Origin of the sequence: Helicobacter pylori HUP-B14 (assembly GCF_000259235.1) — a bacterium.
Taxonomy (GTDB): Bacteria; Campylobacterota; Campylobacteria; order Campylobacterales; family Helicobacteraceae; genus Helicobacter; species Helicobacter pylori_CU.
Genome location: NC_017733.1, coordinates 1,575,768 through 1,599,280, shown reverse-complemented (window position 1 = coordinate 1,599,280; position 23,513 = coordinate 1,575,768). Strand labels below are relative to the sequence as shown.

Here is a 23,513-nt window from a genome sequence, read left to right as displayed (position 1 = left end):
TGCCTAAATTTAAAAAATGATGCTGTAATCACTAATCACTAATCACTAATCACTAATCACTAATCACTAAAAGAGGGGGTTGGTGGGATTTGAGCGAGCGGTAGAAATAAATTAAAGGAAGAATATGGCATACAAATAGCGACTTGGAATTTTTAAAGCGATTAAGCTCTAATGATTTGAAAGATTTGTTTGATGTGCTTGTCTATGACAAAGATGGTAAAAAAAGATTTACTGAAGGATTAACGCTTTCAGAAGAATACAAAAGACATGGCCATGATGACGCTAAATATGCAGAAAGAATCGCTGAAGAGTTACAGCATTATGGGGCTAATAGCTTTGCGAGCGCGTTGAGAGGTACAGGGGTTTTATACAGAGAAATTTTGTATGAAGTGTGCAATAAATTAAAAGTCAATTACAACAAAAAGTCTGACACAACTTTGATTGAATAAAACATGCTTTCTAGTATTTTACAAAAAAGTTTGGAAAAAATGAGCGATGAGGAGATTAGAGAGCTTTGCGATGAATTAGGAGTGAAAAACACCAATAAATTAGGCAAGCAAGCCCTAAGCACAGCTGCTTTAACGCTTTTAGAATGGGGGGTTTCAAATCCTATCAATTAGCTTTAATTGTTGCAAATGCCGTGATAAAGGCGATTTTTCAAAGAGGGTTGTCTCTAGGGGCAAATGCCGCTCTTACAAGAGGGCTAAGCTTTTTAACAGGCCCTGTTGGCTGGATCATTACAGGCGTATGGACAGCGATTGATATTGCAGGGCCGGCTTATAGGGTAACCATACCGGCATGCATTGTGGTCGCCACTTTACGCCTAAAAGCACAAGCGAACGAAATTAAAAATCTTCTTTAACTCTTTTTAAACCTTTCTTAAAAATACAATATAAACCTAGATTATAAAATGTCTGGGTTTTATTTTTAGCGTTTAAAAGAATTGATGCCTTAAAGCAATCTTAAGAGCGTTGGGCTTTTGAGTTTAAGCCTTTTTAGAATATTAAGTATAGTTTTAGACAAATGATATTAAAATCAGTAACCACTTTAGAAAAACAGCGATGGAGCGCGAAAAGTCGTTTGTTTTTAATAAGTGATAAAACGATATAAAGGAATAATATGGCATACAAATATGATAGAGACTTGGAATTTTTAAAGCAATTGGAATCTAGTGATTTATTGGATTTGTTTGAGGTGCTTGTTTTTGGTAAAGACGGCGAAAAAAGACACAATGAAAAACTCACAAGCTCCCTAGAATACAAAAGGCATGGCGATGATTACGCTAAATACGCAGAAAGAATCGCTGAAGAGTTGCAATACTATGGGAGTAATAGTTTTGCGAGTTTCATTAAAGGCGAAGGAGTTTTATACAAAGAAATCCTATGCGATGTGTGCGATAAATTAAAGGTTAATTACAACAAGAAAACCGAAACGACTTTAATTGAACAAAACATGCTTTCTAAAATCTTAGAAAGAAGTTTGGAAGAAATGGATGATGAAGAAGTGAAAGAAATGTGCGATGAATTGTCCATAAAAAACACTGACAATTTGAACAGACAAGCCTTAAGCGCGGCGACTTTAACGCTGTTTAAAATGGGAGGCTTTAAATCTTATCAATTAGCGGTCATTGTTGCGAATGCGGTCGCAAAAACCATTCTAGGGCGTGGTTTATCGCTTGCGGGCAATCAAGTGCTTACAAGAACCCTGAGCTTTTTAACAGGCCCTGTTGGCTGGATCATTACAGGCGTATGGACAGCGATTGATATTGCAGGGCCGGCTTATAGGGTAACCATACCGGCATGCATTGTGGTTGCCACTTTACGCCTAAAAACGCAGCAAGCCAATGAAGGTAAGAAGTCATTGCAAATAGAATCCGTTTAAGCTTTTTTTTAGAAAAAAAGGTATAGAATGGAGACCTAGATGCGAAAATGCATCTAGTTTTTATTTTAATTTAAAAGGGAGAAAAAATGAGTAACAGTTGCAGTAATCAAAACCACAATCAAAAAGGTGATGCTAAAAATCAAAACAACGGAAGTTGTCAAAAAAATAGCCAAAACCAAGCCAATCAATGCAACCGCTAACCACGAACATAAAAACGACAAAAAGTAAGGGTTAGAGGGTTAAAGGAGGGGGTTTCCTTGTGTCAAAAATCAAAATAGCGGTTTGTTAAATTAGCCTTACCTAAAAAATCAATAAATTTCTGCTTCCAAATTCAGATTTGTTTTGTCCAAAATGATAAGCACATCAAAATATTTTAATTATTATCATCATTCTCTGGTTGTAAAATCAATAAAGCTCATTAGCATCTGTAACACTATTTTTATACGCAGTTAGCGGGCGTGCTTGAGCTTTTTAGGGCGTTAAACATGATTTTAAAAAATGATGCTATAATCACTCATCACTCATCACTAAAAAGGGGGGTTGGTGGGATTTGAGCGGTGGTAGGAATAAAATTAAAGGAATAATATGGCATACAAATAGCGACTTGGAATTTTTAAATCACTTAAGCTCTAATGATTTGAAAGATTTGTTTGATGCGCTTGTTTATGATGAAGATGGCACACTAAGAATGAATGAAGAATTGACAAATTCAACAGAATACAAAAGGCATGGCGATGATTACGTTAAATACGCAGAAAGGATCGCTGAAGAATTGCAGCGTTACGGGGGCAATACTTTTATTAATTTTTTAGAAACGAAGGGGTCTTATACAAAGAGATTTTGTGCGATGCGTGCGATCATTTAAAGGTTAATTACCATGAAGAATCTCCAACCTCTTTGATTGAGAAAAACATGCTTTCTAAACTTTTGAAAGATAGTTTAGAAAAAATGAGTGGGAGAGAGATTAAAGAACTCGGCCATGAATTGGGCATGACAAATATTGATAAAGTGATCGGTGAGAACAAAAAGTCCTAATCGCATCTGTTTTAACGCTGTTTAAAGCCGGTGGCTCTCATTCTTATGCGTTGGCTGTATCTGTTGCAGATGCAATGGTAAGATAAACTCTAGGGCATGGTTTATCGTCTGTGGTGGGTAAAGTAGTGCTTAAAAAAACTTTGGGTATTTTAGCTGGCCCTATTGGTTGGGTCATCACAGGCGCGTTAGTGAGCATCAATCTTGCCGGGCCGGCTTATAGGGTAACCGTGCCTGCATGCGTTTTGGTTGCCACCTTACGCAAAAAATTGAAAGCGGAACAAGAAGCAGAACAGAAAGCGCAACAAGAAGCGGATAAAAAGAAAATGTGGTATCTGGCTATCATCTCTATCGTTCTTATCGGTCTAGCTGTTTTGGCTGTTTTTTCATAAAAGGAAAACACCATTCAAACAATAACCCAAAAAGCGGTGTTGAAAAACTTAAAAACCCTAGCCACAAAAATTAAAAAATGGCAACAACCGCTCCAATTAGCGTTTGAGGGAATTGACGGTTTGGAGCATGGCATCAGCGGTTTGAATGCTTTTAGAATTGGCTTCATAGGCCCTTTGAGCGGTGATTAGATCCGTCATTTCTTCTACCAATCTCACATTACTAAGTTCCAAAAAGCCTTGCCTTAACTTGCCTAAGCCTTGAGAATCCGGGTTGCCCACAATCGCATCACCGCTAGCGTTGGTGATGGAAAACAAATTATCCCCCATAGAATGAAGCCCCGCCGGGTTGACAAAATTAGCCAAAGTGATTTGCCCGATCACATTAGAAGTCGTTTGCAAGCCTTGAGTCACGCTCACCGTGCCATCCACACCGATGTTTACTTGCGTGGTGTCTTCGGGCAAAGTGATTTGAGGGATGAGGAGATAGCCCTCGCTTGTTACAAGATTGCCCTGCTCGTCTAGCTTGAAATTCCCGCTTCTTGTATAAGCGGTGGTGCCATCAGGCAACTGGACTTGAAAAAAGCCTTTACCCGTAATAGCGACATCTAAATTATTTTCCGTTTCTTTAGGGCTGCCTTGCGAAAACATTTTAGTAATCGCGCTAGGGCGCACGCCTAAGCCCACCTCCATGCCATCTGGCGATAAAGTCGTGTTGCTTGTGTTGGTGCCAGCGTATTGCATCGCTTGGTAAAACAAGTCATTAAAATCCGCACGAGATTTTTTAAACCCAGTGGTATTGACATTGGCGATATTGTTTGAAGTGGTGTCAATATGCGTTTGTTGGGCGAGCATCCCTGAAGTGGCGCTATAGAGAGAGCGGAGCATTTTTTCCCTTTAAACTGAAACTTAACAGCCTATAATTATAACAAAAATAAGATTAAATTTGACTAAAACGCTCTTTTAATAAAAAATTTAACCCATTCAAGCAAGAAATCCCAAGTATCTTTAGCGTTTGACATGATACAATTCAAAACATGCACTCCTTAATAGATGTTTGAAACCATTAGCTACCAACCTAATGGTTTGAATAATAATGCCTATTAAGAAACATGCCATAAATAACATAAAGGAGATAACTACGAAATTATTATTAATCATCATAGTGTTAATGGTGCTCGTAACACCACTACACCAAATACAGATCCTTAAGAGCTACCAACTCTCAAGGATTTTTTAAACCCTTTTTGTGATGAAACTATAATGCAATAATCATTAAATTTAACTTAAATGATAGCGGTTTTTTATAAAATTGTAGATTTAATCCGTATTTAATCTAATAATCTGCCCATAATAAAACAATTCTCGTCAAGCGTTTCAAGGCTTTTTGCTTACTCGTTAATTCAGTTTTAATGCGCTTTTATTCAAATTTAATCTCTCAAATACAGATAAAAGATTGATAAATGTTGGGGCGTTTTATCATGCGTTTTCTTTTTGTATCCATTCACTCAAAACTTTCTAACAGCGTTCTTGGCGAAATGTTAGCGTTTTCTAAAGGGACAAAGCGCTTTTTTTGATAAGCCTCTAGGCTTGATCGCCCTATCATGGCGGCATTGTCGCTGCAAAATTCTAAAGGGGCTAAAACAAGCTTGCAATCAAACGCATCGCACAAATTTTCAAACGCCTTTCTTAAAGCCAAATTTTGGCTCGCTCCTCCCACAATGCCAAAAATTTTAGGGCGTTTGATTTTAAAATAGCGTTTGGTTTGCTGGATTAAATGCTCAATAGCCGCGCTTTGAAAATGATAGCCAATCTTTTGTTTTACCTCATCGTTCAAATCATGGGCGTTTTTTTCAACCTCCAAACGCACCGCATTTTTTAAACCTGAAAAGCTAAAAGCCAGATTCGGGCTGTTTTTTAAAGGGACAGGGAACATTAAAGGCTCGTTTGGATGCCTATAATCAAGGGCTAATTTTTCCACTATAGGGCCTCCTGGATAGCCTAAATCAAGCATTTTAGAAACCTTATCAAAACTCTCCCCAAAGCTATCGTCTAAACTCGTGGCAACGATTTTAATATTCTCATAATCTCTAGCCTCTAAAATCAAAGAATGCCCCCCAGAGACTAGCAGCACGCTTAAAGGCATGCGAGTTTGCTTCTCATTGATGAATAGCGAATACACATGCCCTCTCAAATGATCTTCTAAAATCAAGGGCAAATTCAAAGACAAACTCAAGGCTTTTGCCATCATCAAACCCTCTATTAAAGTAACGCTCAAACCTGGCTGATTCGTAATAGCGATGGCTTTGAGCTTGGAAAAATCCTTATTCAAGCTTATTTTAATGCGTTCTAATAAAAGCGGCAAATTCTCAGCATGCAAGCGCGATGCAAGCTCAGGCACAACACCCCCATAAGAGCTGTGGTGCTTTTCTTGAGAGATTTTAAAATGAGCGATGAGTTTAGCGTCCTCTATTCTTGTAAGGGCTAAAGAGCTGTCATCGCAAGAACTTTCAATGCTTAAAATCATGTCTTTATCTTTGAATAATATTAGAGATTGAATTATACTTTGTTGGCTTGTATTTTAAAATCTTTAAGCCAAATATTTGATCGCGTTCAAATAGCTTTTGTTGTTCGCTTTGTTTTGATAAGCAATGTCAAACGCCGTGCCGTGGTCAGTGGAAGCGCGTAAAATGGGGGCGTTCAAACTCACATTGATGCTTTCATCAAAATAGAGCGCTTTTAAAGGGGCTAGCCCCACATCATGGCTCATGCTCACATAAAAGGGGGTTATCTTTCGTTTATTGGGGGCAAAAGCACTATCGGCCGGCAATGGCCCTAAAAAGCATTCAAAGCCCAGCGTTTGGTTGCTCTTTTGAATGGCTTTTAAAATCTTTTCATCTTCTTCCCCGAACAAGCCCTCTTCGCCCGCATGGGGGTTAAAACCACACACTTGAACGATTTTGGCTTGAGTGCTTTTTTGAAACGCTAATAAAAACTTAACTAACGCTTTCACTTGAATGAGTTGAGAAACCGCCCCTAAAGGCACATGGTCGCTAAACAGCCCCACAAAGAGTTTTGAACACCCAAGCATCATGATGATTTGATGATCTTTATAGCGTTGTTTTAAAAAATCGGTATGCCCCACAAAAGGGATTTGAGCTTGTTGCCATGCGAGTTTGTTGATAGGCAAAGTGCAAATGCCATCCACTTCTTTACTATCCGCCAACTCGCAAGCCTTTTTAAAACTCTCAAAGCTATACGCCCCGCTTTGAGCGCTGACTTTGCCTATCGTGCTAGAGTTTAATAAGGGTAAGGGGGAATGGATAGCGAGTGTGTTAAGCGTTTTAGTTTCATAAGCGTTATGAAGCAATTGATTGGCCCGCTCTAAAAGTTCGCCATCAATGAGATACAACGGCTCACAAATCGCGCTCACTTCCTTATGGCTTTTTAAAATCAATTCTAAGCCTACGCCTTGAATGTCCCCGCAACTGATCGCAATTTTCTTTTTAGCCATTTTATCGCTTAATAAGTTGCGCCATTTCTAAAATCGCTTTTTCTAAGCCCACTAAAACCGCTTTTGAAACCACGCTATGACCGATATTAAGCTCTCTTAAAGAGGGGATTTTTAACAATTCTTTCACATTAGTATAATTCAACCCATGCCCCGCGCACGCCGTGATGCCCATAAAAAACGCTTCTTTACTCATTCTCCTTAATTGCAAAAAGGCGTTGTGCAATTCTTCTTTCAATTCTTTGGGGCTTTTGTCTTTGAGCGCGCTAATGGCATGGATTTGATTGTTAGCGTTAGAATATAAAGCGTTGTGCAAATTCGCATACACCCCAGTGTGGAACTCCACTTGCTTGACTTGATGCTCCCTTGCAAAATGCAAAGAGTCTTTTAAAGGATCAATAAACAAAGACACTTCAATGCCTTTATTGTGATACGCTCTAATCACCTCTCCTAAACCCTTTAGTGAGCAATCCAACCCCCCCTCTGTCGTAACCTCATTCCTGTTTTCAGGCACGATCGTAACCTTACTTGGCTTATTTTTCAAAGAGCATAAAAAATCAGTGATTTGAGCGTTGATAGAGCATTCAATATTAATAGGCAAAGGGCTTATTTCAAGCAACTTCAAAACATCTTCATTTTGAATGTGCCGTCTGTCTTCTCTCAAATGGATGGTGATTAAATCCACTTTATGGGTGTTTTTAGCGATGAATAAAGCTTCTAAAATCTCAGGCTCATAAGTCTTTCTTATCTCTCTTAAAGTAACAATGTGATCAATATTCAATCCAAAACGCATGGCTATCCTTTATTTTATAATAATGATTTTTGGAATTGTAACATAAAACCCCTCCTTATGCTTATAAGATTTTGTCATCAAGCTATCTTTTAAAAATGCTATAATACCCAAAACAAAATGTCAATTAAATCCAATAAAAAGTGTTGTGGGTGCTATATTTTTTAACCAGTTTATTTATTTGCTCTTTGATCGTTCTGTGGTCTAAAAAATCCATGCTCTTTGTGGATAACGCTAATAAGATACAGGGCTTTCATCATGCAAGAACCCCACGAGCCGGGGGGCTTGGGATCTTTCTTTCTTTTGCGTTGGCTTGTTATTTTGAACCTTTTGAAATGCCTTTTAAGGGGTTTTTTGTTTTCTTGGGTTTGTTGTTAGTTTTTTTAAGCGGTTTTTTAGAAGACATTAACCTTTCATTAGGCCCCAAAATACGCCTTATTTTGCAAGCCGTAGGGGTTGTTTGCATCATCTCATCAACGCCTTTAGTGGTGAGCGATTTTTCGCCCCTTTTTAGCTTGCCTTATTTTATCGCTTTTTTATTCGCTATCTTTATGCTGGTGGGTATCAGTAACGCTATTAATATCATTGACGGGTTTAACGGGCTGGCATCAGGGATTTGCACGATTACTCTTTTAGTCATCCATTATATAGACCCTAGCAGTTTGTCTTGTTTGCTGGCTTACATGGTGCTTGGGTTTATGGTGTTAAATTTCCCTTTAGGAAAGATTTTTTTAGGCGATGGGGGGGCGTATTTTTTGGGTTTGGTGTGCGGGATTTCCCTTTTACATTTGAGTTTGGAGCAAAAAATCAGCGTGTTTTTTGGGCTCAATTTAATGCTTTATCCGGTCATAGAGGTGCTTTTTAGTATCCTAAGGCGCAAAATAAAACGCCAGAAAGCCACCATGCCAGATAACTTGCATTTGCACACCCTTTTATTTAAATTCTTGCAACAACGCTCTTTCAATTACCCTAACCCTTTATGCGCGCTTATCCTTATTCTGTGCAACTTGCCTTTTATTCTAATCAGCGTCTTATTCCGCTTAAATTCTTACGCGCTCATTATTATTGGCTTAGTCTTTATCGCATGCTATTTAATAGGCTATGCTTATTTGAACAGACAAGTTTGCGCTTTAGAAAAGCGAGCGTTTCAATGAAAAAACTCAAAGGTCTTTTTTTGATCCTGCTCTTATGGGTCTATCCTTTAAGGAGTGAGCCGATCAATGAGGGGGCATACATTTTAGAAGAGATTGGCGATGTACTTAGGTTTTTACCTATTTTTGTAGGCACAGTCAGTTTGGCGATGCGCGATTATAGAGGTTTAGGGGAATTAGCGGTCGGCACATTGGTTACTCAAGGAGTGATTTATGGCCTTAAAGGAGCTTTTAGCACCGCCCATAAAGATGGGGCTAGAGTGGGATTTGCTAAACGGCCATGCTGTAATTCTTGGAGGGGCATGCCAAGCGGGCATGCTGGGGGGGCGTTTAGCGCGGCTGGGTTTGTGTATTACCGCTATGGGTGGAAGCCGGCTCTTCCTGTGATCGCTCTTGCAATCCTTACTGACGCTAGCAGAGTGGTGGCAGGACAACACACGATCTTGCAAGTTACGATCGGCAGCCTTATCGCATGGGGGTTTGCTTATTTATTCACTTCACGCTACAAACCTAAGCAATGGATGCTCTATCCTGAAATTTCTAGCGATTTTAAGGGCAGTAGCCGCTATGGGGTGAGCTTTTCTTATCAATGGTAAAGGGATAAAGTGCTAAAAAAGTTATTATTCATTTCGCTCTTTTTAGGGTTTTTAAGAGCGGAAGGCGAACATTATGAAATCATTGTTGAGCTTTCAAAGGCTTTTGTGAAAGCCAAAGACGCTTTTATTGCGATCGATAAAACCTATAAAACCTGCATAGAAACCGGGCATGATCGCACCCAAATACGCCTTCAAAGCGCTTTTTTGGAGAACTTGTCTCAAACAGAACGGCAATTTGATGATTATTTTGAAAAGGATTTTAAAAGCGTAGAAGTTTTAAAAACCTTGCTTAAAGACATCCAATCGTTAGAAAAAGCTTCCAACAAACTCGCATGCGTTGCCCCAAAAAACGCTAAAAATTTTGAAATTTTAGAAGGAGCGATAACGCAAATCATAGACTTAGAAAAACAGATGGATAAATTTATCAACGGCACAAAATAAAGCCCATTTTTGCATAGCGATTTAATTGAATATTGATTGTAAAAAGCTTTAATTCAAGTGTTGAGCGATAACCTTTTAAAGCGTTTTTAGAGAATTGAGTTTCGCCATAAACAAAGCTTAGCGATCCTATTTAAAAAGCCAAAGAGTATTAAAGTTGGCTTTGAATATTCGTATTTGATGAGAGCCAAATCCCTAATACTTATGCTTTCTTAGGCGTTTCACCACATAATCCCCCGTGCTTTGAATGATTTGCACTAAAACAATGATCACAACCACCGCATAAAAAAGCACATCGCCCCTATAACTTTGATAGCCAATCCTAATGGCTAAATCCCCCAAGCCCCCAGCCCCTAACGCTCCTGCCATAGCCGAATAGCCTATTAAAGAAATTAAGGTGATGGTGATGTTATTCGCTAAAGAGGGCAAGCTCTCTAAAAGCATCATTTTAATGACCTCTAAATTAGACGCTCCCAAACTTAAAGTGGTTTCAATCTTGCCATGCTCTACTTCCATTAAAGAATTTTCAAAAAGCTTTGCGACAAAAGGAATGGCTGAAATGGCTAGCGGGATAATGCTCGCGCTAGAGCCAATGCTTGTGCCAATCAAAAAGCGTGATAAAGGCAGGAGCAAAATAATGAGAATGATAAAAGGGAAAGAGCGAGTCATGTTGATAGAAGTGTCTAAAATCTTATGCAAAAGGGGTTTGTTTAACAAATGCCCTTTTTTACTCACTAACAATAAAACCCCCAAAGGCAAGCCAAAAACAACCGCCAAAAAGCTCGCCACAAACACCATATAAAGCGTTTCTAGCGTGGCTTGAATGAGCATTTGAGAAATCATTTTAATCCTTTAATTTTTCCACTTGCAAGCCTAAAGCGTTTAAATACTCTAAAGCCCTTTGAGTCTCTGCAACACTGCCTAAAAACCGCACCACTAAATACCCTATATCTTTAGTCGTAAGCTCTTCAATATTGCCTGAAATGATGCTCACGTCTATTTTAAAACGCCTGATCAAATTAGAAATGATCGGCTCGTCTAAATGCTCCCCTAAAAACACGATGCGATAAACGTCTTGCGATTTTTGATCCCCATGCTCGTTTTTGATGCCAAGCAATTCTTTAGTAACGGCATGTTTAGGGTTAGCAAAAATTTCTTCCACCGAGCCTCTTTCCACAATTTCGCCGCTGCTGATCACGCACATTTGATTGCACAATTCTTTAACCACTTCAATCTGGTGCGTGATGAAAACGATACTCAAATCAAGCTTTTTTTGAATGCCGCTTAAAAGCGTTAAAATAGAATGCGTGGTTTTAGAATCCAGTGCGGATGTGGCTTCATCGCAAAGCAACAAATTAGGGCAATTCGCTAAACTCCTAGCGATCGCCACTCGTTGCTTTTGCCCACCGCTTAGCTGTTTAGGATAAAAATGCATTTTATCTTCTAACCCCACCAATTCCAACAATTCATGCACCCTTGATTTAATCTTAGTTTTTTCCCATCGGGCGATTTCTAAAGCGAAAGCGACATTTTCAAACACATCTTTAGCGCTCAATAAATTGAAATGCTGAAAAATCATGCCTATTTTCTGGCGCGCTTTTTGCAATTCTTTAGGCTTTAAGTTTAACAGATTGACCCCATTGACTAAAACCTCGCCAGAACTAGGACGCTCTAAACAATTGATCAAGCGAATGAGCGTGGATTTCCCCGCCCCTGAATAGCCTATCACGCCCAAAATATCGCCTTTTTTCAATTCCAAATTCACGCCTTTTAGAGCATGAAACCCGTTTTCATAAATCTTTTCAATGTTTTTTAATTCCACTACCATCGTTTTAACTTTATATCCCGATCACTTGGACATTTGCGCGTTATTTTCCACGCTATTGAGCCATAAAAACACTTGCACCACGCTTTCATACAATTCTTCAGGTATCGCGCAATCTAATTCCACCTTCAAAAGCGAATCCACCAGCATGGGATTAGAAAAGAGCGCTATATCGTATTCCTTAGCTTTTTGAATGATCCTTTTAGCCACTTCGCCCACCCCGCTTGCAATCACTTTTGGGGCATGATCTTGCCCCATGTTATAGGCTAGAGCGGCGGCTTTTATGGTTTTATTCATCTAATACCCTAAAGTCAAGGCATCGGCGTCATTCCAAGAGAAATTTTTTTCAAACCCTTTTGTTTTTTTCAAAATAGACGCAACGCTGCGGACTAACATGTCCGTTTCAATATTCACGCGCCGTTTGAGTTTATAAGTCTTAAAAAGGGTGTTTTCTAAAGTGTAAGGGATAATCGTTAGCCAAAACCCTTTTTCTTCTACCTTGCTTAAAGTCAAACTCACCCCATCAACTGCAATAGAGCCTTGCTCAACGCACAATAAAAGCGTTTCTTGAGAAGCGCTGATGAAAAAATCCACTTGATTAGCGTTGTGAATGATTTTTTCAATGACCCCGATAGCGTCAATATGCCCTTGCACAAAATGCCCATCCAAACTCGCATCGGCTTTTAGGGCTGGCTCAATATGGACTAAATCCTTGTAATTTTCTAACGCTACGCTGTTTTGGGTTTTTTGGCTCAATTCCACGCTAAAATGCGTTTTTGAACTTTCTATGGCGGTCAAACACGCCCCATTTATCGCAATGCTATCGCCAAGCTTGGGATTGAGATCGCTCTCTATGCTTAAAATATTGTTGTGGAAACTATTCACTTTAGCTATTTGATTGATTAGACCGCTGAACATCGTTAATGATTATTTTCCTTATGTTAAAATGCTTAAGTATTGTAACATACTAAATAAAACCATAGGATAAAAGCATGTTTATAGACACGCATTGCCATTTGGATCACAAGGATTATGAAAACGATTTAGAAGAAGTGTTAAAAGAAAGCCTGGAAAAAGGCGTTACTCAATGCGTGATTCCGGGCGCAGACATGAAGGATCTGGATAGAGCGGTAGGAATTAGCGAAAAATTTGAAGGCGTGTTTTTTGCCATAGGCGCTCACCCTTATGATGTGGAAAGCTTTGATGAAGGCTTGTTTGAAAAATTTGTTGGGCATCAAAAATGCGTGGCGATAGGCGAATGCGGATTGGATTACTACCGCTTGCCTGAATTGAATGAAAGAGAAAATTATAAAAGCAAGCAAAAAGAAGTTTTCACCAAACAGATTGAATTTTCTATCCAACACAACAAACCCTTGATTATCCACATCAGAGAGGCGAGTTTTGATAGTTTGAATCTTTTAAAAAGCTATCCTAAGGCTTTTGGGGTGTTGCATTGCTTTAACGCTGATAGCATGCTTTTGGAATTGAGCGATCGTTTTTACTATGGGATAGGGGGGGTTAGCACTTTTAAAAACGCTAAAAGATTGGTAGAGATCCTCCCTAAAATCCCTAAAAACAGGCTTCTTTTAGAAACGGATTCGCCTTATCTAACCCCACACCCTTTTAGAGGCACCAGGAATAGCCCCACTTATATCCCTTTAATCGCTCAAAAAATTGCCGAAATCATCCACATAGAGACTGAAGAGCTCGCTTCTTTAAGCACGCATAACGCTCAAACGCTCTTTAACTTCCCCTAAAATTAGGGCTGTGTTAGAAAGCGTTATTCAAGTTTAGTTATAATCGAAGCTATTTTAAAAGCTAGATTAATTATTAGGATATGATGCCAAAAAGAATGAAGTGTTTTAGTCAAAAATGGTTGGTTTTTTTTGTTACCCTTTTATTGGCTTCTTTAGGCCATGCGAAAATGGCTTTTGAATCTAATATTGACACCAAAGCGCTAGAGGCTTTTGGGGTTAATGCGGGCTTTTTATCCCAAATGCCCAACGCTTTAAAGAAAATGAATGAAGAAGAAGAATGGAAAAGACTTGTCAAAAGATTTGATGTGAATTACCAGTTCATCCCCATCATTAAAAACATGCTCATAGAAGCGAGCGTTCCGCAAGAATTTTTATTTTTAGCCATGGCCGAGTCTAAATTTTCATCAAGGGCTTATAGTAGGAAAAAAGCGGTAGGGATTTGGCAATTCATGCCAAGCACGGCTAAAGAATTAGGGCTTAAGGTCAATCATTACATTGACGAAAGAAGAGACCCCATTAAAAGCACTCAGGCAGCAATCACTTATTTGAAACGGCTCTACAAACAAACTGGGGAGTGGTATTTAGTCGCTATGGCGTATAATTACGGCTTACGCAAGGTTCAAAACGCTATTAAAGCCGCTGGCACTTCGGACATTAAGATTTTGTTAGATGAAGATAAAAAATACCTCCCTAAAGAGACACGAGAGTATATCCGCTCCATTCTGAGCCTAGCGTTAAAGTTCAATAGCCTAGACAACCTCAAAGATAAAGAATACTTGCTCAATCGTGGGGCGAGGGTGAGTTTGGTGGGCGTTCCGTTTAAAAGGCACACTTCTTTAATCCAAGTGGCCAAAAATTTAAACTTGAGTTTAGAAACCTTAAAATCCTACAACCACCAATTCCGCTATAACATTCTGCCTTCTAAAGACCCCACCTACACCATTTATATCCCTTATGAAAAACTCGCCCTTTTCAAACAACGCCAACTCAAACAAAATAAAAACGCTCAAGCTAATCCTAAAAGCCCTTTCATCACCCATGTGGTCTTGCCTAAAGAAACCCTATCTTCTATCGCTAAACGCTATCAAGTCAGTATTTCTAGTATCCAATTAGCCAATAACCTCAAAGATTCTAATATCTTTATCCACCAGCGTTTAATCATCCCTACCAATAAGAAATTACTCGCTACAAGGGAATTTTAATGGGTTTGGCGTTAAAAAAAGTTTGTTTTTTAGGCGTTATTTTTTTGATTAGTGCTTGTGCGGTTAAAAAAGAGGGAATAAAGAATTTGTCTTATAAGCATGAAAGCTTGCGCGCTTATGAAAACGCTAAAGACTATGATCCGACAACCAAAAAAGCCACCTATAAGCGCAATTTTTTTGAACGCCATTTCAAACACCACTCCGATTCGCAAGACAGCAATACAAAACAACCCCTAGATAACGGCATGCGCGATTCTAGCGCGATCCAAAGGGCCACCATGCGCCCTTATCAAGTGGGGGGCAAGTGGTATTACCCCACTAAAGTGGATTTAGGCGAAAAATTTGATGGCATTGCGAGCTGGTATGGCCCTAACTTCCATGCCAAAAAAACCAGTAATGGGGAAATTTATAACATGTATGCCCACACCGCTGCGCACAAGACTTTACCCATGAACACCGTGGTGAAAGTCATCAATGTTGATAATAACTTAAGCACCATTGTGCGCATTAATGATAGAGGGCCTTTTGTGAGCGATCGCATCATTGATTTGTCTAATGCGGCCGCTAGGGATATTGACATGGTTAAAAAAGGCACGGCCAGCGTGCGTCTTATTGTTTTGGGTTTTGGTGGGATTATCTCCACGCAATACGAACAATCCTTTAACGCCAGCTCTTCAAAGATCTTACACAAGGAATTTAAAGTCGGCGAGAGCGAAAAAAGCGTGAGCGGAGGGAAATTTTCTTTACAAATGGGGGCTTTTAGAAACCAAATAGGCGCTCAAACTTTAGCGGATAAATTGCAAGCAGAAAATCCAAATTACAGCGTCAAGGTTGCTTTTAAGGACGATTTGTATAAGGTTTTAGTTCAAGGGTTTCAAAGCGAAGAAGAGGCTAGGGATTTTATGAAAAAATATAACCAGAATGCGGTTTTAACGAGAGAATGATTAAGTTATTGCTTTTAGATGTGGATGGCACGCTCACAGACGGATCGTTGTATTTTGATGAAAATTTTCACGAAATCAAGGCTTTTAATGTTAAAGACGGGCTTGGCATGACGCTATGGCAAAAATTAGGCAAAAAAATCGCTATCATTACAGGAAGAACTTCAATCATGGTCAAAAAACGCATGGAGAGTTTGGGCGTTCAATTTGTTTTTATGGGCGTTGAAAATAAAAGCGTGGTTGTGGAGCGGCTCAAAAAAGACTTGCAATTGAGTGCGCAAGAAATCGCATGTGTAGGCGATGATTATAACGATTTAGGCATGTTTAAGGCATGCGCTTTGAGTTTCGCTCCTTTTGATGCGCACCCCTTGCTTAAAAGCAAGGCCTATAAAGTGTTGCAAAATTCAGGGGGTAAGGGGGCTGTTAGGGAAGCGATTGATTATCTCTTAGAATTAGAAGGCTTGCAAGATGAAGCGCTCAAGCTTTACCTCTAATAGCGTTTTAAACTTCTTTGTGGTTTTGTCTTTTATCACGATAGGGCTAGTGTTTTTCTTTTTGCGTTCCCAACCCACTAGCGTGGTCTCTAAAGAAAATATCCCTAAAATTGAATTAGAAAATTTTAAAGCGTTTCAAATCAACGATAAAATCCTTGATCTGTCCATAGAGGGCAAAAAAGCTTTACAATACGACGATCATGAGATCTTTTTTGATTCTAAAATCAGCCGTTATGATGAAGACACGATAGAAAGCGTTGAGTCTCCTAAGGCCAAACGGCAGCAGGATTTGTATTTCTTCCCTAATGGGGTTACTTATAAAAGAAGCGATGATTCTAGTTTTTGGAGTGAAACAGGGATTTATAACCATAAGGAGCAAAATTTTAAAGGCAAGGGCCGTTTCATTCTCACTTCAAAGGATAGTAAGATTGAAGGGCTTGACATTTCCTATTCGCATGCATTAGCTATTATTGAAGCTCAAAGCATTCAAGCCAATTTGTTTTTAGATGAAATCAAACAAAGTCAGAAAGAAAAGAAAAAATTCCCCACTTTCAAAGGAGGATTTTAATGCGTTGGTGGTGTTTTTTGGTGTGTTGTTTTGGTATTTTAAGCGTGATGGACGCGCAAAAAACAGAGAATAAAGGTTTGAAAAAAGAAAGAGAGCTTTTAGAGATTACCGGCAACCAATTTGTAGCGAACGACAAAACAAAAACCGCCGTCATTCAAGGCAATGTGCAGATCAAAAAAGGTAAAGACCGGTTGTTTGCGGATAAGGTGAGCGTGTTTTTAAACGATAAACGAAAGCCAGAGCGTTATGAAGCCACAGGGAACACGCATTTTAACATCTTTACAGAGGATAATCGTGAAATCAGCGGGAGCGCTGACAAGCTCATTTATAACGCGCTGAATGGGGAATACAAATTATTGCAAAATGCGGTGGTTAGAGAAGTGGGGAAATCTAATGTCATCACCGGCGATGAAATCATTTTAAACAAAGCTAAGGGTTATGCTGACGTGTTAGGGAGCGCGAAACGGCCCGCTAAATTTGTGTTTGATATGGAAGATATTAATGAAGAAAATCGTAAGGCTAAATTGAAGAAGAAAGGCGCTAAGGAAAAACCATGATCGCCATTAAAGACGCTCATTTTCTCACTTCTTCTAGCCAGCTTTTTCAATGCCCTGCGAGTTTGACTTCTGAAATGGTGGTTTTAGGGCGCAGCAATGTAGGCAAAAGCTCGTTTATTAATACCTTGTTAGGGAAAAATCTCGCCAAAAGCTCAGCGACGCCGGGAAAAACCCGCTTAGTGAATTTTTTTTCCACCACTTGGGAAGATAAAGAAAACGCCTTAACGACCACTTTTAATGTGATTGATTTGCCCGGGTTTGGCTACGCTAAAGTTTCTAAAAGCTTGAAAAAAGAATGGGAGGGGTTTTTATGGGAATTGTTGAGCATTAGGACTTCAATCAAACTTTTTATCCACTTGATAGATGCACGCCACTTGGATTTAGAAATTGATAAAAACGCTAAAGAAAACATTCAAGCCCTTTTAAGGCCCGATCAAGCCTACCTTTCTCTTTTTACGAAATTTGACAAGTTGAATAAAAACGAGCAACACCGCCTTTTTTTAAACGCTCCTAAACCTTTTTTAATCAATACCACCCATTTTAACGCTCTTTCTTCAAAATACCCAACCCTTGAAATAGTGCGCCAAACCCTTTTGAAATACTTGCTCACTAACCCCTTATAAGCCACAAAACCATGCTCTCTTTAAAACAAGATTCCTTTTTTTTCTTATGTTTAGGGATCTTTAGTTTTTATTTTTATAGCCTTTTGAGAGACTTAATGCCTTTTTTACCCCCTATGATTGGGTTTTTATTCTTGTTTTATGCGAAAAAATACGATCGTTTTTTACCCAATTTGAGCGTGTTTGGTTGTTTGTTTTGGTTTGAGAGCATGCATTTAAAGACTTTAGGCGTTTTAGCTTTATTGTTTTTAATCTACCACCAAATCGTTTATAAAAACTCTTTAAAGCTTTTTAATGACGGCTTTTTATTCAAAACTTTGCATGTCTTTTTGGTTTATTACCTCTATTTATCGCGCTTTTTTTCGGTGTCTTTGGATTTGAAGACGATCGGCTTTCTCGCTCTTTTTGCACTCATAGAGAGCGCTTTGTGGGGTTTGTATGAAAAATCTTCGCTATAAGCTTTTACTCTTTGTTTTTATAGGGTTTTGGGGGTTGTTAGTTTTAAATTTATTTATTCTAAGCGTTAAAAATCAAGAATACTATGAAAAACTGGCCGAACGCAACATGACCAAAAAGGAATTTTTAGTCCCTACAAGGGGCGATATTACAGACAGAAACCATGAGTTTTTAGCCCTTAATGAATTGGTGTTTGGCGTGTTTTTGCCTAGTGGATTGAAACAAAAAGAGCTTTTAGAAAAAATTGAAATGATCCAAAAGTTTTTCCCTAATTTTTCCAAAGAAACGCTTTTAAATAATTACCAAAAAGAAAATTCGCTTTATAACCATAACCTCATTAAAGTGGTGGGCTTCATTCCCTACGCCACCATGCAATCCATTTATACCAAACTCATTCAAACTCAAGGCATTTTTGTGCGCCCTTTAGACAAGCGCTACTACCCTAATAACGCTTTAGCCTCGCATGTTTTAGGTTATGTGGGGGTGGCAAGTTTGCAAGATTTAAAAGACGATGAAGAGAATCAATACAGCCAGATTGTAGGCAAAACCGGCATTGAAAAAGAATACAACAAGCTTTTGCAAGGCAAGGTGGGTTATAAAATCATGCATGTCAATGCACTCAATCAGGAATTAGCCACTTTAGAAGTCGTGCCGCCAAGCACCAACAACCACTTGCAATTGAGTTTAGACAAACGCTTGCAAAAAGAAGCGGACAAGCTCTTTGAAAATAAGAGAGGGGCTATTTTAGTGATGAACGCAGAAAATGGGGAATTGCTCGTTGCAGGAAGTTACCCTGAATACAATTTGAACGATTTTGTAGGCGGGATCAGTCAAGACAAATGGCAAAAACTTCAAGATGATATTTATAACCCCTTATTAAACCGCTTCGCTAACGCCTTGTATCCGCCGGGATCTGTGGTTAAAATGGGCGTGGGCTTGAGCTTTTTAGAAAACCTTCATATCACAGAAAACACCACCATACCCACCCCCCCTTTTATTGAAGTGGGTAAGCGCAAATTTAGGGATTGGAAAAAAACAGGGCATGGCAATTCCAATTTGTATAAAGCCATTAGGGAGTCCGTGGATGTGTATTTTTATAAGTTTGGGCTTGAAATCTCTATAGAAAAACTCTCTAAAACTTTAAGGGAAGTGGGCTTTGGGGAAAAAACGGGCGTTGATTTGCCGAATGAATTTGTGGGGATTGTGCCGGATAATTTGTGGAAACTCAAACGCTTCAATCAAGATTGGCGCGTTGGGGACACGCTCATTACCGCTATTGGGCAAGGCTCTTTTTTAGCCACGCCCTTGCAGGTTCTAGCCTACACGGGACTCATTGCGACAGGCAAACTGGCAACGCCTCATTTTGCTATCAATAATAAACAACCACTCAAAGATCCCCTGAATAGTTTTCAAAAAAAGAAGCTCCAAGCCTTGCGCATGGGCATGTATGAAGTGTGCAACCATAAAGACGGCACCGCTTATCATTCCACAAGGGGTTCTAAGGTTACTTTAGCGTGCAAAACCGGCACCGCGCAAGTCGTAGAAATCGCTCAAAACATCGTCAATCGCATGAAAGAAAAGGATATGGAATATTTCCATCGATCCCATGCGTGGATTACCGCATTTTTGCCCTATGAAAAACCCAAATACGCTATCACTATTTTAGTAGAACATGGGGAAGGGGGGTCAAAACTAGGGGGCTTGTTAGTGAAAATGAGCAACAAACTCTATGAGCTTGGCTATCTTTAATAAACTCCAAATCTTTTCAAAAACGCATTAACCCAAACGCTAAAGACAATCAGCCAACTTGTTTCCAACTCATTCCACCGCTCTATAACTCACTCAGTTTAATAATTGTTTAAAACTGGTCTTTATTAAAATTTTAGGCATTGGCTGTGCTCCACAGATGAAATTGACAATATGAGACTGATTGAGTTCTGCAAAATGATTGATCATGTTGTGAAACACAACCCTAATGACACTTATGTGAAGAGGTTTCGTTGCATTTATTCGCAAGTGCGATACAACGAATAATCGTTGTTTGCGAATTGAATGAAAAGCGACACCTTGTTTAAAGGTGTCAGTGAAAATATTATCATGTTAGTGCTAGTGTTAATAATTTCACGCCATGAATGATACCCAAAATACCTCATTGAATGCAAGCGTTTCATTCCACTAGTGAAAAATAATGTTAAGTATAATTTAAGTATAGTTCCTAGCGGAACTAAAGCATTCATCCCAAACACTAAAGATATTTGGGATTTCTGCTTGGGTGGTTTAAAGGGATAAGGGGGGGTTATTTTGCGCCATTTCCCCCTTTAAGAAATAACGCTTTTAAGAAATTGTCGCTTGATTAGTGCAAGCTCTTTTCGTTTTATTTTAAAAATACTCTTAGTATTTTTGATCAATATCCAATGAGAACAAAGCTTTTTATTAGCGCCTATTATTAGTGCCTATAAAGCACCATTCATCTTAAAGACGAATGTTATCCAAATGGCTTAAAAAGCCGGGATAATCGCCCCTTTATAGGTATCCAAAATAAATTTCCTGGTCTTTTCACTCTGTAAGGCTTCAATCAGTGCTTTTATGGCTTCATCTTGCGCGTTATCCTCACGAGAGGCTACAAGATTGGCATAAGGCGAGTCTTTGTCTTCTGAAAATAAGGCTCCGGTGAGTTTTGCTTGCAAGGCGTAATTCCCTGTTACAATAGCCCCATCCACATCCCCTAAAACTTTAGGCAATAATGCGGCTTCTAAAGGCTTGATTTTGATATTGTAAGGATTTTTGACAATATCAAACTCCGTAGCGTATAGATTGCTTGGGTCTTTGAGAGCGATAAGGCCTTGTTTATGGAGTAAAATCAACGCCCTGCCTTGATTGGCCGGATCATTTGGCACGGCAATCACTGAGCCTTTTTTAAGGTTTTTAATGTCTGTGATTTTTTGAGAATAAAATCTTAAAGGCTCCACATGGATATTGGCCAAACCAACAAGGTGCATTTTTCTGTCCAAATTAAACCGATCCAAATAAGGGCGGTGCTGGAAGTAATTCGCGTCTAAAGAGCCGTCATTGAGCGCTAAATTAGGCAACACATAATCCGTAAAAGACACGATCACTAATTTGATCCCTTTCTCCTTCAAATCGTCCACGACTGATTGCAAGATTTGCGCATGCGGCACAGGGTTAGCACCCACTTTAAGCTCACGAGTGATTTTGTGGTTTTCTTTTTTTTCTTTGTGGTGTTTGGCGTCTAAAAGGTTAAACAAACCTAAAGCAATTACCCCCACACTAATAATACGCTTGAATGCATTCATAAAAACCCCTTTATTAAAAAAAAATTAATTCAAAAATGATAAAAAGATAAAACGATACGAAAACTTTAAAACTAAGCGAAGAATCAAAAAGAAAGGATTTAACCAAGAAAGAACTCTCTTGGTTAAAAGAATTAAGCCGATTAAAGCTTAATGGAATTTTCTTTGAGATACTCTGCAACGCCTTGGTGAGTTGCTTTCATGCCTTTATCGCCTTTTCTCCAACCTGCTGGGCACACTTCACCGTGTTCTTCAAAGTGCAAGAGAGCGTCCACCATGCGAAGCATTTCATCTGCATTTCTGCCTAATGGTAAGTCATTGATCACCGCATGCCTTACTTTCATGTTTTTGTCAATCAAAAAAGCTCCTCTCAAAGCGATCGCTTCTTCAAACAACACATCATAGTCTCTAGAAATGCTTTTGGTAATATCAGCTACCATAGGGAAAGTTACTTGACCAATACCGCCTTTTTCTACAGGGGTGTTTTTCCATGCAAAATGCACTTGTTCGCTGTCAATAGACACGCCAATCACATTAAAGCCTTTTTCGTGGAAGTCTTTCACTCTTTTGTCAAACGCAATGATTTCTGTAGGGCATACAAAGGTAAAATCTTTTGGCCAAAAGAAAAGAATCGCACCATTCTTACCTAAATTTTTAGAAAGCTCAAAGTGTTCATCAACCTCATTGTTTCCTAAAACGGCAGGTGCTTTAAAATCCGGGGCAAGTTTTGTAACTAACATATACAACTCCTTAAGTGTTTTAAAATTTTGTTGGATCAAAATTAAACCTAAAACAGATTTAATTTATTATGCTTTCCACTCAATCAGCGGAAACATGGTGGAGTATAATCTTAAAAAGTTAATGAAAAAATATTTTCTTTAATATTTTAGGATTTTGTGAAAAATAGTTTCATTTTTACTGCTTGTATTTCCTTAATGGTGTTATAATCGCTTCATAAATTATACGAAAGGAATTGTTATGCTAATCGCTCGCTTTAAAAAAGCTTTAATCTCTTATTCTTTAGGTACACTCATTGTTTCATCGTTATTAGGCGTGGCTAACGCTTCAGTGCAAGAAGTCCAAGTCAAGGATTATTTTGGGGATCAAGCCATAAAGCTTCCTGTTTCTAAAATAATCTACTTGGGTAGCTTTGCAGAAGTGCCTGCTATGTTCCATACTTGGGATAGGGTCGTAGGCATTTCGGATTACGCTTTTAAATCTGATATTGTTAAAGCCACTCTTAAAGATCCTAAACGCATTAAATCCATGAGCAGTGATCATGTGGCGGCGTTGAATGTGGAATTATTAAAAAAGCTTAGCCCTGATCTTGTGGTAACTTTTGTGGGCAACCCTAAAGCGGTAGAGCATGCGAAAAAATTTGGTATATTATTTCTTTCTTTCCAAGAAAAAACCATTGCAGAAGTCATGGAAGATATTGACGCTCAAGCTAAAGCCTTAGAAATTGACGCTTCTAAAAAACTGGCTAAAATGCAAGAAACTTTGGATTTTATTGCTGAGCGTTTGAAAGGTGTCAAAAAGAAAAAAGGGGTGGAGCTTTTCCATAAAGCCAATAAAATCAGCGGCCATCAAGCCCTCGATTCAGACATTTTAGAAAAAGGGGGTATAGACAATTTTGGCTTGAAATACGTTAAGTTTGGGCGTGCTGACATTAGCGTGGAAAAAATCGTTAAAGAAAACCCTGAGATTATCTTTATTTGGTGGATAAGCCCGCTTAGCCCTGAAGATGTGTTAAACAACCCCAAATTTGCTACTATTAAAGCCATTAAAAACAAGCAAGTTTATAAACTCCCCACAATGGATATTGGCGGCCCTAGAGCCCCGCTCATTAGCCTTTTTATCGCTTTAAAAGCCCATCCTGAAGCCTTTAAGGGCGTGGATATTAATGCGATAGTCAAAGATTATTATAAAGTGGTTTTTGATTTGAATGACGCAGAAGTTGAACCCTTTTTGTGGCACTGATTTTTAAAAAAGGG

Annotated in this window: 26 protein-coding genes and 3 pseudogenes; 19 read left to right on the top strand and 10 right to left on the bottom strand. The window is 38.9% G+C overall.

Annotated elements, in window-relative coordinates; all coding sequences use genetic code 11:
* Positions 1 to 143: 143 nt before the first annotated feature.
* The 5 genes and pseudogenes from HPB14_RS08510 to HPB14_RS08625 all read left to right on the top strand — a co-directional run bounded on the left by HPB14_RS08510 (position 144) and on the right by HPB14_RS08625 (position 3,379).
* Positions 144 to 862 (top strand): annotated as a pseudogene (locus HPB14_RS08510) (DUF3944 domain-containing protein).
* Between the two features lie 257 nt (positions 863 to 1,119).
* Positions 1,120 to 1,881 carry a DUF3944 domain-containing protein gene (locus HPB14_RS07690; RefSeq protein ID WP_000323712.1) on the top strand — a complete coding sequence of 254 codons (762 nt, stop codon included), beginning with the start codon at positions 1,120 to 1,122 and terminating at the stop codon, positions 1,879 to 1,881.
* A gap of 604 nt (positions 1,882 to 2,485) precedes the next feature.
* Positions 2,486 to 2,746, top strand: a complete 261-nt coding sequence (locus HPB14_RS08635; protein WP_411155671.1) for a DUF3944 domain-containing protein — start codon at positions 2,486 to 2,488, stop codon at positions 2,744 to 2,746.
* The gene (locus HPB14_RS08630; RefSeq protein WP_324185925.1) at positions 2,722 to 2,916 is read left to right on the top strand and encodes a hypothetical protein; all 195 of its coding nucleotides are present in this window, start codon (positions 2,722 to 2,724) and stop codon (positions 2,914 to 2,916) included. The genes HPB14_RS08635 and HPB14_RS08630 overlap by 25 nt, the downstream gene beginning before the upstream one ends.
* 188 nt (positions 2,917 to 3,104) lie before the next feature.
* A pseudogene (locus HPB14_RS08625) lies at positions 3,105 to 3,379 on the top strand (flagellar biosynthesis protein FlgG).
* Between the two features lie 22 nt (positions 3,380 to 3,401).
* Here HPB14_RS08625 and flgG read toward each other — a convergent pair.
* The 4 genes from flgG to pdxJ form a co-directional block, all read right to left on the bottom strand.
* Positions 3,402 to 4,190 carry a flagellar basal-body rod protein FlgG gene (gene flgG, locus HPB14_RS07670; protein WP_000946437.1) on the bottom strand — a complete coding sequence of 263 codons (789 nt, stop codon included), beginning with the start codon at positions 4,188 to 4,190 and terminating at the stop codon, positions 3,402 to 3,404.
* 616 nt (positions 4,191 to 4,806) lie between these two features.
* Entirely contained in the window at positions 4,807 to 5,829 is a 1,023-nt protein-coding gene (gene tsaD, locus HPB14_RS07665; RefSeq protein ID WP_000603647.1) for a tRNA (adenosine(37)-N6)-threonylcarbamoyltransferase complex transferase subunit TsaD, read from the bottom strand.
* Positions 5,830 to 5,892: 63 nt separating this feature from the next.
* Positions 5,893 to 6,816 carry a 4-hydroxythreonine-4-phosphate dehydrogenase gene (gene pdxA / locus HPB14_RS07660; RefSeq protein WP_001074987.1) on the bottom strand — a complete coding sequence of 308 codons (924 nt, stop codon included), beginning with the start codon at positions 6,814 to 6,816 and terminating at the stop codon, positions 5,893 to 5,895.
* Position 6,817: 1 nt separating this feature from the next.
* Positions 6,818 to 7,606, bottom strand: coding sequence for a pyridoxine 5'-phosphate synthase (pdxJ, locus tag HPB14_RS07655; RefSeq protein WP_001210851.1), 789 nt, complete (start codon positions 7,604 to 7,606; stop codon positions 6,818 to 6,820).
* Positions 7,607 to 7,746: 140 nt separating this feature from the next.
* On the opposite strand from pdxJ, the gene wecA reads away from it, so the two are divergent.
* From wecA to HPB14_RS07640, 3 genes are read left to right on the top strand one after another with little or no spacing between them, the layout of a single operon-like run.
* Positions 7,747 to 8,757: an undecaprenylphosphate N-acetylglucosaminyl transferase WecA gene (wecA, locus tag HPB14_RS07650; protein ID WP_014658560.1), complete on the top strand. Its 1,011-nt coding sequence runs from the start codon at positions 7,747 to 7,749 to the stop codon at positions 8,755 to 8,757.
* Positions 8,754 to 9,350: a lipid A 4'-phosphatase gene (gene lpxF, locus HPB14_RS07645; protein WP_014658559.1), complete on the top strand. Its 597-nt coding sequence runs from the start codon at positions 8,754 to 8,756 to the stop codon at positions 9,348 to 9,350. The genes wecA and lpxF overlap by 4 nt, the downstream gene beginning before the upstream one ends.
* Before the next feature lie 9 nt (positions 9,351 to 9,359).
* On the top strand, positions 9,360 to 9,791 hold the full coding sequence (locus HPB14_RS07640; RefSeq protein ID WP_000914298.1) for a hypothetical protein: 432 nt from the start codon (positions 9,360 to 9,362) through the stop codon (positions 9,789 to 9,791).
* A gap of 192 nt (positions 9,792 to 9,983) precedes the next feature.
* On the opposite strand, the gene metI is transcribed toward HPB14_RS07640, so the two are convergent.
* From metI to ribE, 4 genes are read right to left on the bottom strand one after another with little or no spacing between them, the layout of a single operon-like run.
* The gene (metI, locus tag HPB14_RS07635) at positions 9,984 to 10,631 is read right to left on the bottom strand and encodes a methionine ABC transporter permease (protein ID WP_000625468.1); all 648 of its coding nucleotides are present in this window, start codon (positions 10,629 to 10,631) and stop codon (positions 9,984 to 9,986) included.
* 1 nt (position 10,632) lies between these two features.
* Complete coding sequence (locus HPB14_RS07630; RefSeq protein WP_000259791.1) at positions 10,633 to 11,616, bottom strand: methionine ABC transporter ATP-binding protein; 984 nt, start codon at positions 11,614 to 11,616, stop codon at positions 10,633 to 10,635.
* 21 nt (positions 11,617 to 11,637) lie between these two features.
* Positions 11,638 to 11,910, bottom strand: coding sequence for a FlhB-like flagellar biosynthesis protein (locus tag HPB14_RS07625; RefSeq protein WP_001044047.1), 273 nt, complete (start codon positions 11,908 to 11,910; stop codon positions 11,638 to 11,640).
* Positions 11,911 to 12,531 carry a riboflavin synthase gene (gene ribE, locus HPB14_RS07620; RefSeq protein ID WP_000491114.1) on the bottom strand — a complete coding sequence of 207 codons (621 nt, stop codon included), beginning with the start codon at positions 12,529 to 12,531 and terminating at the stop codon, positions 11,911 to 11,913.
* 74 nt (positions 12,532 to 12,605) lie between these two features.
* Between ribE and HPB14_RS07615 the strand changes: the two genes are divergently transcribed.
* The 10 genes and pseudogenes from HPB14_RS07615 to HPB14_RS08340 form a co-directional block, all read left to right on the top strand.
* Complete coding sequence (locus HPB14_RS07615; RefSeq protein ID WP_000469322.1) at positions 12,606 to 13,370, top strand: TatD family hydrolase; 765 nt, start codon at positions 12,606 to 12,608, stop codon at positions 13,368 to 13,370.
* A gap of 83 nt (positions 13,371 to 13,453) precedes the next feature.
* Positions 13,454 to 14,572, top strand: coding sequence for a lytic transglycosylase domain-containing protein (locus HPB14_RS07610; protein ID WP_001126237.1), 1,119 nt, complete (start codon positions 13,454 to 13,456; stop codon positions 14,570 to 14,572).
* On the top strand, positions 14,572 to 15,516 hold the full coding sequence (locus HPB14_RS07605; protein WP_000521854.1) for a septal ring lytic transglycosylase RlpA family protein: 945 nt from the start codon (positions 14,572 to 14,574) through the stop codon (positions 15,514 to 15,516). The genes HPB14_RS07610 and HPB14_RS07605 overlap by 1 nt, the downstream gene beginning before the upstream one ends.
* A complete protein-coding gene (locus HPB14_RS07600; protein ID WP_000593735.1) occupies positions 15,513 to 16,007 on the top strand; it encodes a KdsC family phosphatase in 495 nt (164 codons plus the stop codon). Before HPB14_RS07605 ends, HPB14_RS07600 begins: the two co-directional genes overlap by 4 nt.
* Positions 15,982 to 16,575 carry a hypothetical protein gene (locus HPB14_RS07595; protein WP_000831016.1) on the top strand — a complete coding sequence of 198 codons (594 nt, stop codon included), beginning with the start codon at positions 15,982 to 15,984 and terminating at the stop codon, positions 16,573 to 16,575. The genes HPB14_RS07600 and HPB14_RS07595 overlap by 26 nt, the downstream gene beginning before the upstream one ends.
* Positions 16,575 to 17,132: a lipopolysaccharide transport periplasmic protein LptA gene (gene lptA / locus HPB14_RS07590; RefSeq protein WP_001267775.1), complete on the top strand. Its 558-nt coding sequence runs from the start codon at positions 16,575 to 16,577 to the stop codon at positions 17,130 to 17,132. Before HPB14_RS07595 ends, lptA begins: the two co-directional genes overlap by 1 nt.
* Positions 17,129 to 17,755, top strand: a complete 627-nt coding sequence (gene yihA, locus HPB14_RS07585; protein WP_000560428.1) for a ribosome biogenesis GTP-binding protein YihA/YsxC — start codon at positions 17,129 to 17,131, stop codon at positions 17,753 to 17,755. Before lptA ends, yihA begins: the two co-directional genes overlap by 4 nt.
* 11 nt (positions 17,756 to 17,766) lie before the next feature.
* A complete protein-coding gene (locus HPB14_RS07580) occupies positions 17,767 to 18,210 on the top strand; it encodes a hypothetical protein (RefSeq protein ID WP_000949876.1) in 444 nt (147 codons plus the stop codon).
* Complete coding sequence (gene mrdA, locus HPB14_RS07575; protein WP_000793674.1) at positions 18,191 to 19,957, top strand: penicillin-binding protein 2; 1,767 nt, start codon at positions 18,191 to 18,193, stop codon at positions 19,955 to 19,957. Before HPB14_RS07580 ends, mrdA begins: the two co-directional genes overlap by 20 nt.
* Positions 19,958 to 20,167: 210 nt before the next feature.
* Positions 20,168 to 20,242: pseudogene (locus HPB14_RS08340) on the top strand (sodium:calcium antiporter); the annotation flags it as partial.
* Between the two features lie 464 nt (positions 20,243 to 20,706).
* Here the strand turns inward: HPB14_RS08340 and HPB14_RS07570 are convergent.
* Together HPB14_RS07570 and HPB14_RS07565 are read right to left on the bottom strand one after the other, a co-directional pair.
* Positions 20,707 to 21,522 (bottom strand): MetQ/NlpA family ABC transporter substrate-binding protein, encoded by an 816-nt coding sequence (locus HPB14_RS07570; protein WP_000990976.1) that lies wholly within the window; start codon positions 21,520 to 21,522, stop codon positions 20,707 to 20,709.
* A gap of 140 nt (positions 21,523 to 21,662) precedes the next feature.
* Positions 21,663 to 22,259, bottom strand: coding sequence for a peroxiredoxin (locus HPB14_RS07565; RefSeq protein WP_000961634.1), 597 nt, complete (start codon positions 22,257 to 22,259; stop codon positions 21,663 to 21,665).
* 238 nt (positions 22,260 to 22,497) lie between these two features.
* On the opposite strand from HPB14_RS07565, the gene HPB14_RS07560 reads away from it, so the two are divergent.
* Entirely contained in the window at positions 22,498 to 23,499 is a 1,002-nt protein-coding gene (locus tag HPB14_RS07560) for an ABC transporter substrate-binding protein (RefSeq protein ID WP_000903769.1), read from the top strand.
* Positions 23,500 to 23,513 lie beyond the last annotated feature (14 nt).